The sequence below is a fragment of the Pectobacterium artocarpous genome, from assembly GCF_046159765.1.
Taxonomy (GTDB): Bacteria; Pseudomonadota; Gammaproteobacteria; order Enterobacterales; family Enterobacteriaceae; genus Pectobacterium.
Genome location: NZ_JBJXVK010000003.1, coordinates 140,661 through 155,768 on the forward strand (window position 1 = coordinate 140,661; position 15,108 = coordinate 155,768).

10 protein-coding genes are annotated in these 15,108 nt (G+C 52.8%); 5 read left to right on the forward strand and 5 right to left on the reverse strand.

Annotated features, from left to right (window positions below; all coding sequences use genetic code 11):
* Nucleotides 1-144: 144 nt before the first annotated feature.
* Complete coding sequence (locus ACKQAD_RS02730; protein ID WP_409158732.1) at nt 145-933, reverse strand: IclR family transcriptional regulator; 789 nt, start codon at nt 931-933, stop codon at nt 145-147.
* 542 nt (nt 934-1,475) lie between these two features.
* A complete protein-coding gene (locus ACKQAD_RS02735) occupies nt 1,476-3,809 on the reverse strand; it encodes a Tex family protein (protein WP_409158733.1) in 2,334 nt (777 codons plus the stop codon).
* Nucleotides 3,810-4,153: 344 nt separating this feature from the next.
* Here ACKQAD_RS02735 and ACKQAD_RS02740 point away from each other — a divergent pair, with 344 nt between their 5' ends.
* Nucleotides 4,154-5,437 carry a citrate synthase gene (locus ACKQAD_RS02740; RefSeq protein WP_409158734.1) on the forward strand — a complete coding sequence of 428 codons (1,284 nt, stop codon included), beginning with the start codon at nt 4,154-4,156 and terminating at the stop codon, nt 5,435-5,437.
* A gap of 133 nt (nt 5,438-5,570) precedes the next feature.
* On the opposite strand, the gene ACKQAD_RS02745 is transcribed toward ACKQAD_RS02740, so the two are convergent.
* Both ACKQAD_RS02745 and olsF read right to left on the reverse strand, forming a co-directional pair.
* Nucleotides 5,571-5,696, reverse strand: coding sequence for a hypothetical protein (locus tag ACKQAD_RS02745; protein WP_409158735.1), 126 nt, complete (start codon nt 5,694-5,696; stop codon nt 5,571-5,573).
* A gap of 210 nt (nt 5,697-5,906) precedes the next feature.
* Complete coding sequence (gene olsF / locus ACKQAD_RS02750; protein ID WP_409158736.1) at nt 5,907-7,622, reverse strand: bifunctional ornithine lipid synthase OlsF; 1,716 nt, start codon at nt 7,620-7,622, stop codon at nt 5,907-5,909.
* A 172-nt stretch (nt 7,623-7,794) separates the two neighbouring features.
* Between olsF and greB the strand changes: the two genes are divergently transcribed.
* A complete protein-coding gene (gene greB, locus ACKQAD_RS02755; RefSeq protein ID WP_409158737.1) occupies nt 7,795-8,271 on the forward strand; it encodes a transcription elongation factor GreB in 477 nt (158 codons plus the stop codon).
* A gap of 80 nt (nt 8,272-8,351) precedes the next feature.
* On the opposite strand, the gene ACKQAD_RS02760 is transcribed toward greB, so the two are convergent.
* Nucleotides 8,352-9,233 (reverse strand): HpcH/HpaI aldolase/citrate lyase family protein, encoded by an 882-nt coding sequence (locus ACKQAD_RS02760; protein WP_409158738.1) that lies wholly within the window; start codon nt 9,231-9,233, stop codon nt 8,352-8,354.
* A gap of 249 nt (nt 9,234-9,482) precedes the next feature.
* Between ACKQAD_RS02760 and ACKQAD_RS02765 the strand changes: the two genes are divergently transcribed.
* From ACKQAD_RS02765 to ACKQAD_RS02775, 3 genes are all read left to right on the forward strand, one after another.
* Nucleotides 9,483-11,384, forward strand: coding sequence for an IucA/IucC family protein (locus ACKQAD_RS02765; protein WP_409158739.1), 1,902 nt, complete (start codon nt 9,483-9,485; stop codon nt 11,382-11,384).
* 81 nt (nt 11,385-11,465) lie between these two features.
* Nucleotides 11,466-13,661 (forward strand): TonB-dependent receptor, encoded by a 2,196-nt coding sequence (locus ACKQAD_RS02770; protein WP_409158740.1) that lies wholly within the window; start codon nt 11,466-11,468, stop codon nt 13,659-13,661.
* 41 nt (nt 13,662-13,702) lie between these two features.
* On the forward strand, nt 13,703-15,106 hold the full coding sequence (locus ACKQAD_RS02775) for a Y4yA family PLP-dependent enzyme (protein WP_409158741.1): 1,404 nt from the start codon (nt 13,703-13,705) through the stop codon (nt 15,104-15,106).
* The last annotated feature ends 2 nt before the right edge of the window (nt 15,107-15,108 follow it).

The window sequence follows — 15,108 nt, forward strand, 5'->3', positions numbered from 1 at the left end:
CCCCTATTTTTAGTGATAGGTGGCTTTCCCGTAATGCTTGATTAGCGTTTACAGGTCGTTATGTCGTGACATATCCGTCACGCTGATTTGTACATGACTTTATTCACACATTAAAATTTACTCTGGTTATTTTTGATAAATATATTATCTACTATCGATATTCCTGCTGTTAATATGCGCAGTAATCGCTTTGCTGGTTTTAATCAGGCTTGCCAGATGTTTCTCTTTTTTTCCATTAGCATATTGTGATTGCATGCCGTTAACGCCAATGGCGGCGATGACTTCACCGTTCTGGTTAAAAATCGGGGCGGCCATACAGCAGATTTCTTCTATATCTTCGCCGTCGTCGATTGCCCAGCCTTGTTCCTTGACGATTTTCAGATGCTGTAGGAAATCTTCTTTTTTGGTAATGGTCCGGGGTGTTAAATATTCAAAAGAACAATCAGCAATCAGGGCATCAATTCTTTCCTGTGGCAGCCAGGCTAATAATACTTTTCCCAGAGACATGCGATTAAAAACGATTTTCTTCCCTTCCCAGGATGTTTTTACGATGGCCTTGGGCGATTCCACTTTACTCAGGAAGAAACCGTTATCGCCGTCCAGAATACCGAGATGGCAGGTCAATTCGGTCTCTTTGACCAACTCATGCATAAAATTAATGGTGTCTTTACGCAGATCGATGTTCTTTATTACCAAACCGCCCAGCTCAAATAGCCTTAATCCCAAAACATAACGCCCGTCAGCGCGCTGGCGCAGCAATTGCGTGACGACCAGCACTTCTAATAGATGGTGCACGCTGCTTTTGGGGATAGACAAATCAGTGCAAATCTCAGTGAAGCTGGCTTCATCATGTTTAGCGATGTAGTCAATAATCATCACCAAACGGACGGCTGCTGGCGCTTTACTGTGTTCGAGCTGTTGGAATATATTCATGATTGTTCTATATATAAAACTATGGTTTCCTATATAGAACAATAATAACGCAACGGTAATTTATTTACCTAGATACAGATCACAAAAAAATATAGAAATGGTTGAATATTTCAATATAAGTGAAATGTGGTTTTATTAGGGAAACAAAATAGCGATATTTTGGCGGGAAAGAGAAAGATGCCAGACCTTATGAAAATAAGATCTGGCAAATAGTAGAACGGTTATTAGCTAATATATACCCGTCATACTTCAAGCTTCTTGTGCGTTGGCCGCCTCTACTCACCCCAGTCACTTACCTGAGTAAGCTCCTGGGGATGAAATGAGAGACATCCTGTCTCTCACCGAAGGCCAGCCGTTGGCTGGTCAAATTCGTTCCCGACGAATTTGTCGCGCGGTTGCCGCCTTCACGCAACTCGAATTATTTAGGGTATAGGTCACTTAAGCCCGTTATTAGGGGAAACACAGGGGGAGGTTCCCGCAGGAGGCCTCACCCCTGTGGTCGCCCCGTGTATCTCGATGCTTAAACGATCGACATGAGGTGATTAGCGCTTTTTAAAGGCCGCGGCCAGCGCATCACCCATCGCGCTATTGCCTGCGACGGGGGCATTGGCTGGACGTGGGCGTGATTTACCTGCGGGCTGACGCGCTGAGGTATTGTTATCGCCGCGCGCATTGCCACCGCCACGGCGTGATGCCGTCTCGCCCGGTTGCTCATCCAGACGCATGGTTAGCGCGATGCGCTTACGTTGCAGATCCACTTCCATCACTTTCACTTTCACGATATCGCCCGCTTTTACGACCTTGTGCGGATCGTCGACGAAATGATCGGCCAGTGATGAAATGTGTACCAAACCGTCCTGATGGACGCCGATGTCCACAAACGCGCCAAAGTTGGTGACGTTAGTGACCGACCCTTCCAGAATCATGCCCGGCAGCAGATCGTTTAAGGTTTCTACGCCTTCGGCGAAGCTGGCGGTTTTGAACTCAGGACGTGGATCGCGGCCCGGTTTTTCCAGCTCTTTGATGATGTCGGTCACTGTCGGCACGCCGAAACGTGCATCGGTGAAGTCGGAGGGTTTCAGGTTACGCAGTGCGTTTGGATTCCCCATCAGCGCCTGCAACGCCTGTTCCGTTGCCGCCAGAATGCGTTCCACGACCGGATACGCTTCCGGGTGAACGGTAGAGGCATCCAGCGGGTTATCACCGTGGTTGATGCGCAGGAAGCCCGCACACTGTTCAAAGGCTTTCGGCCCCAGACGGCTGACTTTCAGCAATTGTTCGCGGTTGTGGAAGCGGCCATTCTCATCACGCCAGGCCACAATATTTTGCGCCATCATGCGCGTCAGCCCTGCAACACGCGTCAGCAGCGCCACGGACGCGGTGTTCAGGTCAACGCCGACGGCGTTTACGCAGTCTTCGACCACCGCATCCAGTTTCTTCGCCAGCAGGCTCTGGCTTACATCATGCTGATACTGGCCAACGCCGATGGATTTCGGGTCGATCTTCACCAGCTCCGCCAGCGGATCCTGCAAACGACGGGCGATGGATACGGCACCGCGCAGCGACACATCCAGATCGGGGAATTCTTGTGCGGCCAGCTCGGACGCGGAATATACCGATGCGCCCGCTTCGCTGACGATCACTTTCTGTGCGTTAATATCTGGGAACTGCTTCTGCGTATCGAGGAAGAAACGCTCGGTTTCACGTGAGGCAGTACCGTTACCTATCGCCACCAGTTCAACCTGATGTTTGCGGCACAACGCGGCCACAACCGTCGCGGCTTTAGCGGCCTGACCGGTATGCGGGTAAATGGTGTCGGTGGCGACCAGCTTGCCAGTGGCATCCACTACCGCGACTTTTACACCGGTACGCAAACCGGGATCGAGCCCCATCGTGGCCCGCATGCCCGCCGGGGCGGCCATCAGCAGGTCGTGCATGTTGCGGGCGAAGACGTTGATCGCTTCGTCTTCAGCCTTTTCGCGCACGCTGCCCATCAGCTCGGTTTCAAGGTGCAACAGCACTTTGATACGCCACGTCCAGCTAATCACGGCGCGTCGCCAACTGTCCGCTGCCGCGTTCCCTAATCGTAGGTTCAGGTGGTCGATAATAATCTGTTCGCAGTAGCTCTCGCGCGGCGCTTCTTCATGTTGCGGATCGGCGTTCAGCGCCAGTTGCAGCACACCTTCATTACGGCCACGGAACATGGCCAGCGCGCGGTGTGAAGGCACCTGAGCAATCGGTTCGTGGTGATCGAAATAATCACGAAACTTCGCCCCTTCTTCCTCTTTCCCTTCCACGACACGGGAAACCAGATGGGCGTTTTTCCACAGATAGTTACGCACTTTTGCCAGCAGGGTGGCATCTTCGGCAAAGCGCTCCATCAGAATGTAACGGGCACCGTCCAGCGCGGCTTTCACGTCCGCCACGCCTTTCTCGGCATCGACGTAAGCCTGTGCCGTCAGCTCAGGATCCTGGCTTGGGTCTTGCCACAAGCCGTCGGCCAGCGGTTCCAGACCCGCTTCAATCGCAATCTGTCCGCGCGTGCGGCGTTTCGGTTTATACGGTAGGTAGAGATCTTCCAGCTCGGTTTTGCTCAGCGTGCCGTTAATGGCGGTGGCGAGCTGTGGGGTTAATTTCCCCTGCTCGTCGATGGATTTCAGAATAGTCTGGCGTCGGGCTTCCAGTTCACGCAGGTAACCGAGGCGTGTTTCGAGCTGGCGCAGTTGGGTGTCATCCAGCCCGCCGGTCACTTCTTTACGGTAACGGGCGATAAAAGGGACGGTATTTCCTTCGTCCAGCAGGCGGACTGCCGCGTCTACCTGCTCCGTGCGCGCCTGCAATTCGCGGGCGATGATGTGGCTTAATGAATCATTCATGGGTCTGATATCAATCGTCATCAAGTTAGTGGAGTAAATAGTGGAGTAAATAAGTGAGGACAGTTATACGGATTGAGCGTGCAAAATGCCAGCCGTCACCGTCTGGAATACGGCGGCGATAACGCTGCTATTCGCCAAATTACGACCAGAGAAAGGGGAAGCGAGAGCGCAAAATTTACCTAAATCAATATTCCGTCAGATTCTTGCAACCCGCTCACGATTTTAGCGTATGACATACGTTGGCTTTTTGCCGTTTTAATCAGGGGATGCTGCACGGTATGGCCTATTCGGAAGGCCGTGAGAGCGAATGGGAACAAACTATTATTCGGGCAGGAGAAAGGTGCATGACAGTCAGAACGTCCACGTTGACGGCAGAAGGGCAGGCGAGCATCGCGCTGGACATGCGTTCCGGCGTACTGGGGAAAGCCGCTGTGGATATCCGCCCACTCGGTGAACACGGGTTATGCAGTTATGACCCCGGTTTTGCTAACACCGCAGGATGCGAGTCGGCGATTACCTATATTGATGCGGTAAATAGCGTACTGCTGCATCGTGGCTTCCCCGTCGAGCAGCTTGCCGAGCAGTGTGACTTTACTGAAGTCTGTTACATCTTGCTGCATGGTGAAGCGCCTTCGGCGCAAGCGTATGCGAAATTTGCCGACAACATCACTCGCCATACGTTGGTTCATGAGCAAATTACTCGTATGTTCAGCGGCTTTCGTCGCGATTCCCATCCGATGGCGCTGATGTGTGCGGTGGTGGGGGCACTGGCTGCGTTCTATCACGATGTCCTGGATATCCATAACGCAGAGCATCGCGAACTGGCGGCGGTGCGGCTGCTGTCGAAAATGCCGACTCTGGCGGCGATGTGCTACAAATATTCCATCGAACAGCCGTCCGTTTATCCCCGTAATGCACTCTCCTATACGGGCAACTTCCTGCACATGCTGTTTTCGATTCCGGCAGAGAAATATGAAGTCAATCCGGTGCTGGAACGGGCGATGAACCGCATCCTGATTCTGCATGCCGATCATGGTCAATGCCCGTCTACGATGGCCGTCAGAGCGTCTGGCTCTTCCGGCGCGAACCCGTTTGCCTGCATTGCGGCCGGGCTGGCATCCATGTGGGGGCCGCTGCACGGCGGGGCGAACGAAGCCTGCATGCGGATGCTGGAAGAGATTAAAACGGTCGATCGCGTGCCTGAATTCGTACGACGTGCGAAAGATCGCTGTGATTCTTTCCGCCTGATGGGATTCGGCAACTCGGTCTACCAGCATTTCGATCCCCGCGCGGCGATTTTGCGTAAAACCTGTTATGAAGTGCTCAGCGAACTCGGCACGGAAGACAGCCTGTTGCAGGTGGCGATGGAGCTGGAACATATCGCCATGACCGATGCGTATTTTCTGGAGAATAGACTCTACCCGAGCGTTGATTTCTATACCTCGGTCATTCTGAAAGCGATGGGGCTGCCACCGTCAATGTTTACGGTTATCTCCACCGTTGGCAGGACGATCGGGTGGATTGCGCATTGGGATGAGATGCACAAGCAGGAAGCGATCAACATCTACCGTCCGCGCCAGATTTATACCGGGCAGCCGCGTCGGGACTATGTTTCTCAAAAAGCGTGAGTTTCTCAAAAAAACATGAGTTTCCAAAAAAATAAAACTTTCCCCAAAATAGCCTTTCTCTCAGAAAGGCTGACGCGATTACCACCATGATGTTGATACTGGCGCATCATGGTGAGTGCGAGCAGGAATAAACCTAGAATTTTTCCCAGTTATCCTGTGTGTTGCCGGTTGGTGCGAGGGCTAAACGGGCGGGTTGCGCTTGCTTCGCCATTGGTGCCGGACGGGCTGCTGGTGTGCCGCGCAGGTGGAAATGGTTCATGAGTGTAACCAGATGGGATGATTGTTCGCGCAGGCTGGTTGCCGCATGCAAAAATAGCTAGATAAGAATATCTTTAATTCGGCAGGAAAAGCGTTCAGTTGAACACGTAAATTACGGTAAGCGGGATTTGGTATGAAATGTGTGGTCTAAGAGAAGAATGCGGGGGAGGCGTGGCGCGTTAGTCCGTGGAGAGGCTAACGCGCCGGTCAATCAAGAAACGCTGTCGCTGACAAATGGCGCGATATAGCGCTGATAGCGTGATTCTTTAAGCTGTTGCAGGTCGACAAGCACCAGGCCGTCGATACAGTTATTGAAATCGGGGTCGATGCCGAAGTCGATAAACCGCACGCCACCCGGTTCACACAGCTCCGAATACTGCTTGTAGAGTGTCGGGATAGCGCAGCCCATGTTACTGAGCATGCTTTTCAACCGCGTGAGATCCTGCTGGTAGTCCGTTCCTTCAAACTGTTTCAGTACATCAGGCAGCGAGGCTGGATAAGGGCGCCGCGACGTTGCCAGCGGCTGATCGGGTGAAAAGTGCAGGCGGTAAAAGGCAACCAGTAAATCGCGTGCATGAGGCGGCAACGCGCCGGACAGCGATACCGGACCGAACAGATAGCGGTGTTCTGGATAACGCGCCAGATAAGCGCCGATGCCTAACCAGAGGTAATCCAGCCCGCGTTTGCCCCAGTATTTGGGCTGAATGAAACTGCGCCCCAGCTCAATGCCTGACGCCAGTATCGGATCCATTTCGTCGCCGTACTGGAACAGACTATGGCTGTAGAGACCACTTTTGCCTTTTTCAGCGATCAGGTTTGCCGTCGAGACAAAACGATAGGCACCGACAATCTCCAGTTCGTGCTCGTCCCACAGGATCAGGTGCAGATAGTCATCGTCATAACTGTCCAGATCGCGACGCTGCCCGGAGCCTTCGCCCACCGCGCGGAAAGCGATTTCGCGCAGGCGTCCGAGTTCTCGTAGCAGTGGCACGTAATCCTCTTCACCGCGACGATAGAGGTAGACAACCTTGCCATCCGGCGTGGTACCCAGCGTTTCACATTCTGACAGCGCGCGCTTCAGCATCACACGGTCTTCGGCCAGCGCAATGGGTTTTTCACCAGAAAAACAGCCGGGTTTTCCTTGTCCTAACCGATAAACGTGGCGCCGGAAGCGTGCCGCCAGATCGTTGGCGTTCCATTCACCTTGACTCCAGGACGTATAGGGAATTCTGGCACCGATGCGTAGCTTGAGGGTTTGGTTGCGCTGACCAAACATTTCTCTCACCAGCAAGAGGGTGGATAGCGGGCGATAAACCATAGAAGAGAGATAAAACAGCGCGCTGTTGCGTCCGCTGATATGAATCGGAACCACGGGAGCACGGGCTTTGCTTGCCATGCGGATAAATCCGTTGTGCCAGTGACCATCACGAATACCTTGCAGGCTGGCACGTGAAACCTCACCTGCCGGGAAGACAATAATCGCCCCGTCACCTTCCAGATGCTGCTGGATGGCGCTGACCTGCTGGCGTTTGGTGCGGTTATTGAAGTTATCGACGGAAAAAAACAGATTTTTGAGCGGGGCGACATAAGAGAGTAGCTGGCTGGCGACGATGCGGACATCGGGCCTGACGCTGGCGACGGTGCGCAGTAGCGCCAGACCGTCCAGTGAACCAATCGGGTGGTTGGCAACCAGCACCACCGGCCCCTGACTGGGGATATTTTCTAAATCCCCCTCGACCATTTCACAATTGAAGTTGAAGTAATCAAGAATCTGTTCGACCAGATCCAATCCTTTCAAATGTGGGTAACGCCGGGCAAATTGTTGCATTTCATTTTCAAATAGCAGAGAACGTAAAACCGTTTTCTGCCAGGGTGGCGTATGGCGATGCGGGGCAAGATCTTGCAGAATGGCGTCTAAGCTAAACATAAATCGTTCTCCGTAGCTCTCCGTGGCTAAAAGTACGGGATAGAAATGACATATTTATGTCTGTTGATAGATTATTAGCCAAAACTGTAAATCTGTGTAACGAACGTGTGATTTTTGCACACGTGAATCGTGAAGAATGGTGTACGCGCTAAAGCGCAACGGGGTTAATGACTTGAAAACCAACCTGATTACCCGCGAGGGGTATGACAAACTGCGGGCAGAGCACGACCATCTCTGGAATGTGAAGCGCCCGGAAATTACGAAAATTGTCTCCTGGGCGGCCAGCCTGGGGGATCGTTCAGAAAATGCGGACTACACCTACAATAAGCGTCTCTTGCGCCAGATCGATCGTCGCGTGCGCTACCTGCGAAAATGTCTGACGGAATTGAAAATCGTTGATTACTCGCCACAGCAGGACGGTTGCGTATTCTTTGGGGCCTGGGTCGAGATCGAAAATGAGCAAGGGGATGTGAAGCGCTTGCGAATTGTCGGCCCGGACGAGATCTACGGCGACAATAAAGACTACATCTCGATCGATTCCCCCATGGCGCGTGCGATGCTGAAAAAAGCGGTTGATGAGGAATTCACCGTGAATACGCCAGACGGCCCACGTGAGTGGTTCGTTAACACGATTGATTACATTAAGTAATAAGCGGCCCGGCTCCAACGCGTGTGTGGTAAGCCGGGCGAATGTGGTCGTGAGAAAGACCCCCCTTTCGTGTTACAAGTTTAGTCATCTACATTTTGTGTCCGTAATAGCTGTCTGGCCTGCTCAATCACGGGTAAATCCACCATCTCGCCGTTTATCTGGAAAGCGTAGCTGTGTTCGGCCGCTTTTAGGACCTGCTTTGCCCAGTCTACTTTGCTACGATCCGTTGCGAATGCCTGCTGAACGGCATCGATCTGTGAGGGATGGATACAGAGTTTGGCCGAGAAGCCGAGCGAGCGCGCATGTAATGCGTCAGCTAACACCCGGTCATGATGCGTGAAGTCAGGGTTGACGCAATCTATTGGCGGGGGCAAGTCGGCCAGTCTGGAGGCCAGGACAATACGGCTTCTGGCGTACAGCAAGGCATGCAAGGATTGATCGCAATGGATATCGAGCGAGAAATCCAGTGAGCCAAATGCGACTCTTTCTATCCCTGCCGCACAAATTTCTTCTGCATTATGCAACCCGCGTGCGGTTTCAATAATCGCAATAATATTCACATTTTCCAATCTATTGCGATTTATCATTTCCCGTGCTTCATTCAGCATTTCTGCGGACTCTATTTTAGGTAAAACAATATCCCATGTGACTATTTTGTTTTTGGATACTTCGTTATTTTCTAATCTTTTTTTATTCTTGAGTTTATTCAGAAACTTAATGTCTTCGCTGAACGCCATTGAACCGAATTTATTTAAACGTATATATTTTTTGCAATTTTCTTCAGAGACGGATGTATCATTTTTATCCCACTGGATAATATTTTCTCTGGCCTGATTTTTCTCATCAGGATGAACGGCATCTTCTAAATCAAATATCACAGCATCGGCCCCGCAGTTGACGGCATGTTGAAAGCGGTGGGGCGCATTACCGGGCACAAAGAGATAGGTTTTAGCGTGTTCCATGCTGCTCTCCTTTCATTAATTCATTGATTAAATGTGATTTAATTAAAATTTAACCAAATGATCGCGAATAAGAATGATACCTATTTACATTGACATTGATGATATGCTAGCTTTCGGTTCATTATTTTTCAATCCATCTATCACGACATTTTTATTAAGTTTCGGGATGTGTTAACCCGGGCTTTAATGACACCCTTTTATACGTTACTGCAATCAATTTTACTTGTTTTATCGGTATGGGGAGTGGTTATGAATATCAAGGCTGACGATGTTAAACACAGGGATATACATCAGGATGTAGATGATTTTCTTTCTGATTATTCAAATAAAAATGCGTTAAGGCGATTGATTCGCTGTTTTTTTGCAGAGGGAATTTTGAATAGGGATGACCTGACATTTATTGCGGGTAATTCCAAAGGAGCAACACTAAATTTGCAAGGTGGCAAAGGTATATTGAAATTTGATGATATTTCCCCATCACCGGCAAACACTTATATTAATAATGGAAATATTTATCACATTAATTCAGATGGCACGTCTTTTCCCGTCACCAACCACGATCGATTAATTGATTTACTTCGGGATAATTTTGATTTTCGCCCTGAAGAGAGCGGTATCAGCGGCCTGAAAAAAGATGTTGGTAACAGTATTCGTAATGATACCAATGCCCGGCGCTATCGGTGCCAATGGCGTGCTGAGGTGGCTGATGCCATGCAGCGGGACGGGCAGGAATATTTCACGCAATGGTTGCGCCGGCAGTTAAGTACTCGCGATGCCGCCATGTTCCTCGATCAGTGGGGATCGCTGGAAGGCCACCCCTACTACCCAACCTGGAAATCCCGCCCTGGCCTGAGTGATGAGGATGTCCAGCAACTGTCACCCGAATTCAATGCCCGCGTGCCGTTGCGTATTACCGCACTGCGCCGCGATATGGCGTATGTGGAATGCATGCCGCACGTCGATGATTTTCATTCGTGGTTTGCTCAGGCATTTCCTGCACTCTGGCAGGATTGGAAGCAGCGCCTGAATCAGCAAGGGCTGGATGAAACGCAGTGGCTCCCGCTGCCCATCCATAGCTGGCATCTGGAAAACTGGGTGAAATCCCACTACGCGGAGGAGATCGCCGAAGGGATTTTACTCACCGACGGCCCGGATCTCATTACGCTGCCGGGTATGTCATTCCGTACCGTCTTACCTGTTGAACCGCCCGCTTCTCCCTTCATCAAACTGCCTGTCGCTATCTGGATGACCAGCGAAATGCGTAGCTTGCAGGCGAAATCCATCCAGATGGGGCCGCGTATCAGCACCATTATCGACGCGATTCTGGCGCAGGAAGGCGGGTTTGAGCAGCGGCTGGAATTTTTCCGCGAAGAGGCCGCGTTCCACTACAAGCACGCGATTCATCAGGATGATGCACCGGGTAAGCATCTTTCTGTCGTCTTCCGCGATGCCCGCGTTTATGAACGAACCGACGGCGCGCTGCCCGTGACCGTCGCCACGCTGTTTACCGCGCTGCCTCACCGCGACCAGCCGCTGTTTACCGAGCTCGTGACGCTGTCTGGGCTTGGCGTTGAAGCGTGGTTCCGTCAATACGTTCGCGCGATTACCCGGCCGGTCATCGCTATCTATCTGGTGTACGGCATTGGGCTGGAAGCGCATCAGCAGAACAGCCAGATCCTCTTTTCTCCCGAAGGTGTCGCGCAGGGGCTGTTAATCCGCGATTTCGGCGACGGACGCACCTACGCGCCGCTGCTGCGCCAGCGTGGTCATCATCTGCAACCCTACGTCTGGCCCGGCATTCTGCCAACGGTATTTGAAGACGACATCGAACCGGTGCGGATGTTTGTCGTCGATGCCTGTTTTGTCAGTCACCTACACGAACTGGCGCTGGCGCTGAGTGCGGAATACGGCTTTGCCGATGCCCGGCTGTGGCAGGTGATGAAAGAAGAAACCGCCGCGGCGTTTGATGCGGTGAAGCCGCGCGTTGATGGCGAGCTGTGGCAGACCGAACGCGACATGTTTCTGACCCAGCCCTGGTATACGCGTTCGCTGCTGCGCATGCATATCCAGGAATATCGCGACTATCGAATTCAGCACGGCCTGAGCAATCCCTTCCTCATTGAAGAGGAAGAAACCTGCAAGGGATCGTGATGTATGGCGATGTTCCCGCCTCACAGGCTGAGAAACGGGAGCATCTTTTTCAATCCTCATTTGAGATGGATAACTTTGTTGATGAACGCCAGGAAGAACTTCACTCCGTCTACCGGGAAGACCCGTTTTCCTATTCCCTCCACGTTGGCTACCGCCGTCACGACGGCAATGGCAGTATTAAGCGGCATCGCGATACCCGTGCAAGCTGCAACGGGCGAGCGCGATGATTCCACGATTGTGGTTGAAGCCAAAGACGCGGAAGCCGTTCAGGGGCTGGTAGCGGGCGGCATGTCGGCGCGTTCGTCCAGTACCGGGCTGCTGGGCAAAAAGGATGTTATGGATACGCCGTTTAACGTCAGCAACATGACCTCGTCGTTTATTGAAAACAAACAGGCACAGACGCTGGGGCAGGTGGTAGCTCATGACGCCTCGGTGCGGGTGAGCAGTTCTCAGGGCGGCCTGCTGGATTCTTATTACATCCGCGGTTTTCCACTCAACGAAGGGAACCTGAGCGACATCGCCATGAACGGCGTCTACGGTGTTGCGCCCAACTATCAACTGATGACCGATTACATTGAGCGGGTGGAAGTGCTGAAAGGGCCGTCGGCGCTGCTGTACGGACTGTCGCCTAACAGCAGCGTGGGTGGCGTGATTAACGCCGTCACCAAACGCCCGACCAGCGTGGGCAATCTGACCCGACTGACTACCAGTTGGCAGTCTGATTCTCAACTCACGCAGCATGCGGATATTTCCCGCGTCTATGCGCTGGAAAACAACAATCTGCTCGGCATTCGCTTTAACGGTAATTACGGCTACGGCGATACGGTGTGGGACGGCAGCGACAAGCGTACGCAGGTCGGCGCACTGGGGCTGGATTTCTCGTCAGAACGCTTTCGCGCCACGTTGGATCTCATTACTCAACACCTGAAAACCCGTGCGCCATCTCGTCCCTATTCGTTTGCGGCTGGCGTAACCGTGCCCGACGCGCCGGATGGCAATAACAATATCTCTCAACCGTGGGGATTCTGGCATTCCAAAGATCAGTCGGTGCTGCTGCATACTGAATACGATCTGGCGGATAATGTGACCTGGTTTACCGATCTGGGCGGCTCCAGCTCACACGTAAGCCGATTGTCGGAGCAGGTGCCGCAGGTGATTAATAATAACGGTGATGTTAATTCCGCCGTGGGGAATTATCGCTTTGCTACCAGTCGTTACAATCTGGCGACCGGTATTCGTGCGGATGTGGAAACGGGCTCGGTAACACACAAATTGTCGGCACAGACCAGCTACTATCGCGATCGTCAGGCCAGCGCCAGCAGAGCGGGAACGGCAATTGATTCAAATATTTATAACCCTGTGTCGGTACCAGCACAGGACATCGCTGCACCGTCAAGCATATACAAACGTTCGTCCACCGCGCTATCCGGTATCGCATTGGCGGATACGCTCGGATTTTGGAATGATGCGTTGCAAGTGACGGGCGGGCTACGTTATCAGCAAATCAACTCAGATAATTTCGCCGCACCTGATTACGGAACGCGCTCTTCCTATGACAAGAGCGCAATCACCCCGATGCTCGGGGTGATTGTTAAACCCTGGCAGCACGTCTCGCTCTACGCCAACTACATCGAAGGGCTGAGTAAAGGGGATGTGGCACCCACGACGGCGAGCAATGCGGGGCAGGTGCTGTCGCCGTATAAGAGCAAACAGTACGAGGCTGGGGTGAAAGTGGACGCGCTGGGGACGATCTCTACGCTGAGCGTTTTCCAGATCACCAAGCCGAGCGGTGCGCTGGTTGACGGTACGTTTGTTGAAGCCAACGAACAGCGTAATCGGGGCATCGAACTGGATGTGGTCGGTTCACCGCTGGAAGATCTGCGTCTGACCGGTGGCGTGATGCTGCTGGATGCCGAGCTGACCAAAAGCGTGACGCCGGGAGCACAGGGCAAACGCGCGCCGGGTACGTCGCGTTTTCAGGCTAACGCCGGGGTGGAATATGACCTACCGTTCCTGCGCGATCTGACGCTGAATGCCAACGTCACCCATAACGGGAAGCAGAACGTCGACACCCTCAATACCCAATCTATTCCTTCCTGGACCACCGTTGATTTCGGCGCGCGTTACAAGACGAAAATCTCTAACGCGCCTACCACGTTCCGTGCCGATGTCCTCAACGCCTTTGACCGCAATTACTGGTCTGGTGTGACGTCGTTCAGCACGGTATCGCAAGGAACGCCGCGGACGCTGATGCTCTCCGTTGCGGTTGATTTCTAAGGATAGGCATTTTTCAGGAACCGAACGTTAAGGAGATGGCGATGAGCAACCTGTTTAGTTTTGCCGCAGTGTCTTCCCCTGCTGTCACGCAGGCCCACTGGCCTGAGAGACTGACACCTTATCTGGATAGTGAGATTGAGCAGTTCCTGTTCAACTCGCCGCAAAGGCTGTCATGGCTGGTTGAGCAGTATGGGTCGCCGCTGAATATTGTCTGGCCGCATACCGTAGCCAACAATATCGCGGCATTGCGAACGGTGTTGCAGCATCATGACATTGATTGCCGTCTGTACTACGGCGCGAAGGTGAACAAATCGCCGGGGCTGGTACAGGCGGCCGTTAACGCGGGCGTCGGCGTGGATGTTTCCAGCTTACAGGAACTGAAAGATGCACTGCGGGCAGGCTGTGACGGTACGCGGCTGTGCGCGACCGGCCCGGCGAAAACGCGCGAGTTCCTGACGGCGCTGGTTCATCACCGTGCCCTTATCGTGCTGGATTCGCCGGAAGAGTTCGATGAAGTGATTGCGCTGGCTGAGTTATTGCGTGTGACTGAGTCAGTGCGGGTACTGCTGCGCTATCGCCCGTCGTTCGCACAAAACAGCCGGTTTGGCATGCTGGCTGATGAAGTCGCACTCTGTCTGGAGACGCTGAGCGCCAGACAGGATGTGCTGCATCTTGAAGGTTTCCACTTCCATCTGGGCGGTTATGCACCCGATACCCGCGTGGACGCATTGGCTGAAGTGCTGCCATTACTGGAGTGTGCGCGCTCAAAGGGATTGCAGCCCGCTATTATTGATATTGGTGGCGGGTTGCCGATTCAATATCTTTCGGCTTCACGCTATCAGGATTATGTCGCGAAGCAGAATGAGGCGGATTACCGCCACGGTCAGGTGCCGGACTCGTTTTATCCGTATGGCGGTGAGCGTTCGGCGGCTGACTATCTTGAGGCATTTCTGTCCGCTTCCATCGGAGAACGCCGGGTGGCGGACGTGCTCAAGCAGCACGGCCTGATTCTGGCGATTGAACCGGGGCGCAGTCTGGCTGACCAAAGTGCGATTACGGTGTTTCGCGTCACGCGCACGCGCCGCCAGCCTGATGGCAACCACGTCGTGTTTGTGGAAGGCAGCAGCTTCAGCGCGTGCGAAACCTGGTTTAACTCTGAGTTTTTGATTGATCCTCTGCATGTTTTTTCCGTCAAAAAAGACACACGTCCGGTACCGGGCAAAGCCTGGATCGCCGGACACAGCTGTCTGGACGACGATGTCATTACGAACCGATTGATTCATTTTCGAACCGTGCCGCAGCCTGGCGATTTACTGATTTACGCGAATACGGCGGGATACCAGATGGACCTGCTGGAAAACGCGTTTCATCGGCATCCGCTGCCTGCGCGCCTTTGTGCGTTCAAAGGTAAGAAAGGTGATCTGATTTTTTCCAGTGATAACTGAAT

Coding starts and splice junctions, on each gene's coding strand:
- olsF (WP_409158736.1), bottom strand. CDS start 7,622: ATGTTTAGCTTAGACGCCATTCTGCAAGATCTTGCCCCGCATCGCCAT.
- ACKQAD_RS02740 (WP_409158734.1), top strand. CDS start 4,154: ATGACAGTCAGAACGTCCACGTTGACGGCAGAAGGGCAGGCGAGCATC.
- ACKQAD_RS02770 (WP_409158740.1), top strand. CDS start 11,466: ATGAACGCCAGGAAGAACTTCACTCCGTCTACCGGGAAGACCCGTTTT.
- ACKQAD_RS02775 (WP_409158741.1), top strand. CDS start 13,703: ATGAGCAACCTGTTTAGTTTTGCCGCAGTGTCTTCCCCTGCTGTCACG.
- ACKQAD_RS02735 (WP_409158733.1), bottom strand. CDS start 3,809: ATGAATGATTCATTAAGCCACATCATCGCCCGCGAATTGCAGGCGCGC.
- ACKQAD_RS02765 (WP_409158739.1), top strand. CDS start 9,483: ATGAATATCAAGGCTGACGATGTTAAACACAGGGATATACATCAGGAT.
- ACKQAD_RS02745 (WP_409158735.1), bottom strand. CDS start 5,696: ATGAACCATTTCCACCTGCGCGGCACACCAGCAGCCCGTCCGGCACCA.
- ACKQAD_RS02730 (WP_409158732.1), bottom strand. CDS start 933: ATGAATATATTCCAACAGCTCGAACACAGTAAAGCGCCAGCAGCCGTC.
- ACKQAD_RS02760 (WP_409158738.1), bottom strand. CDS start 9,233: ATGGAACACGCTAAAACCTATCTCTTTGTGCCCGGTAATGCGCCCCAC.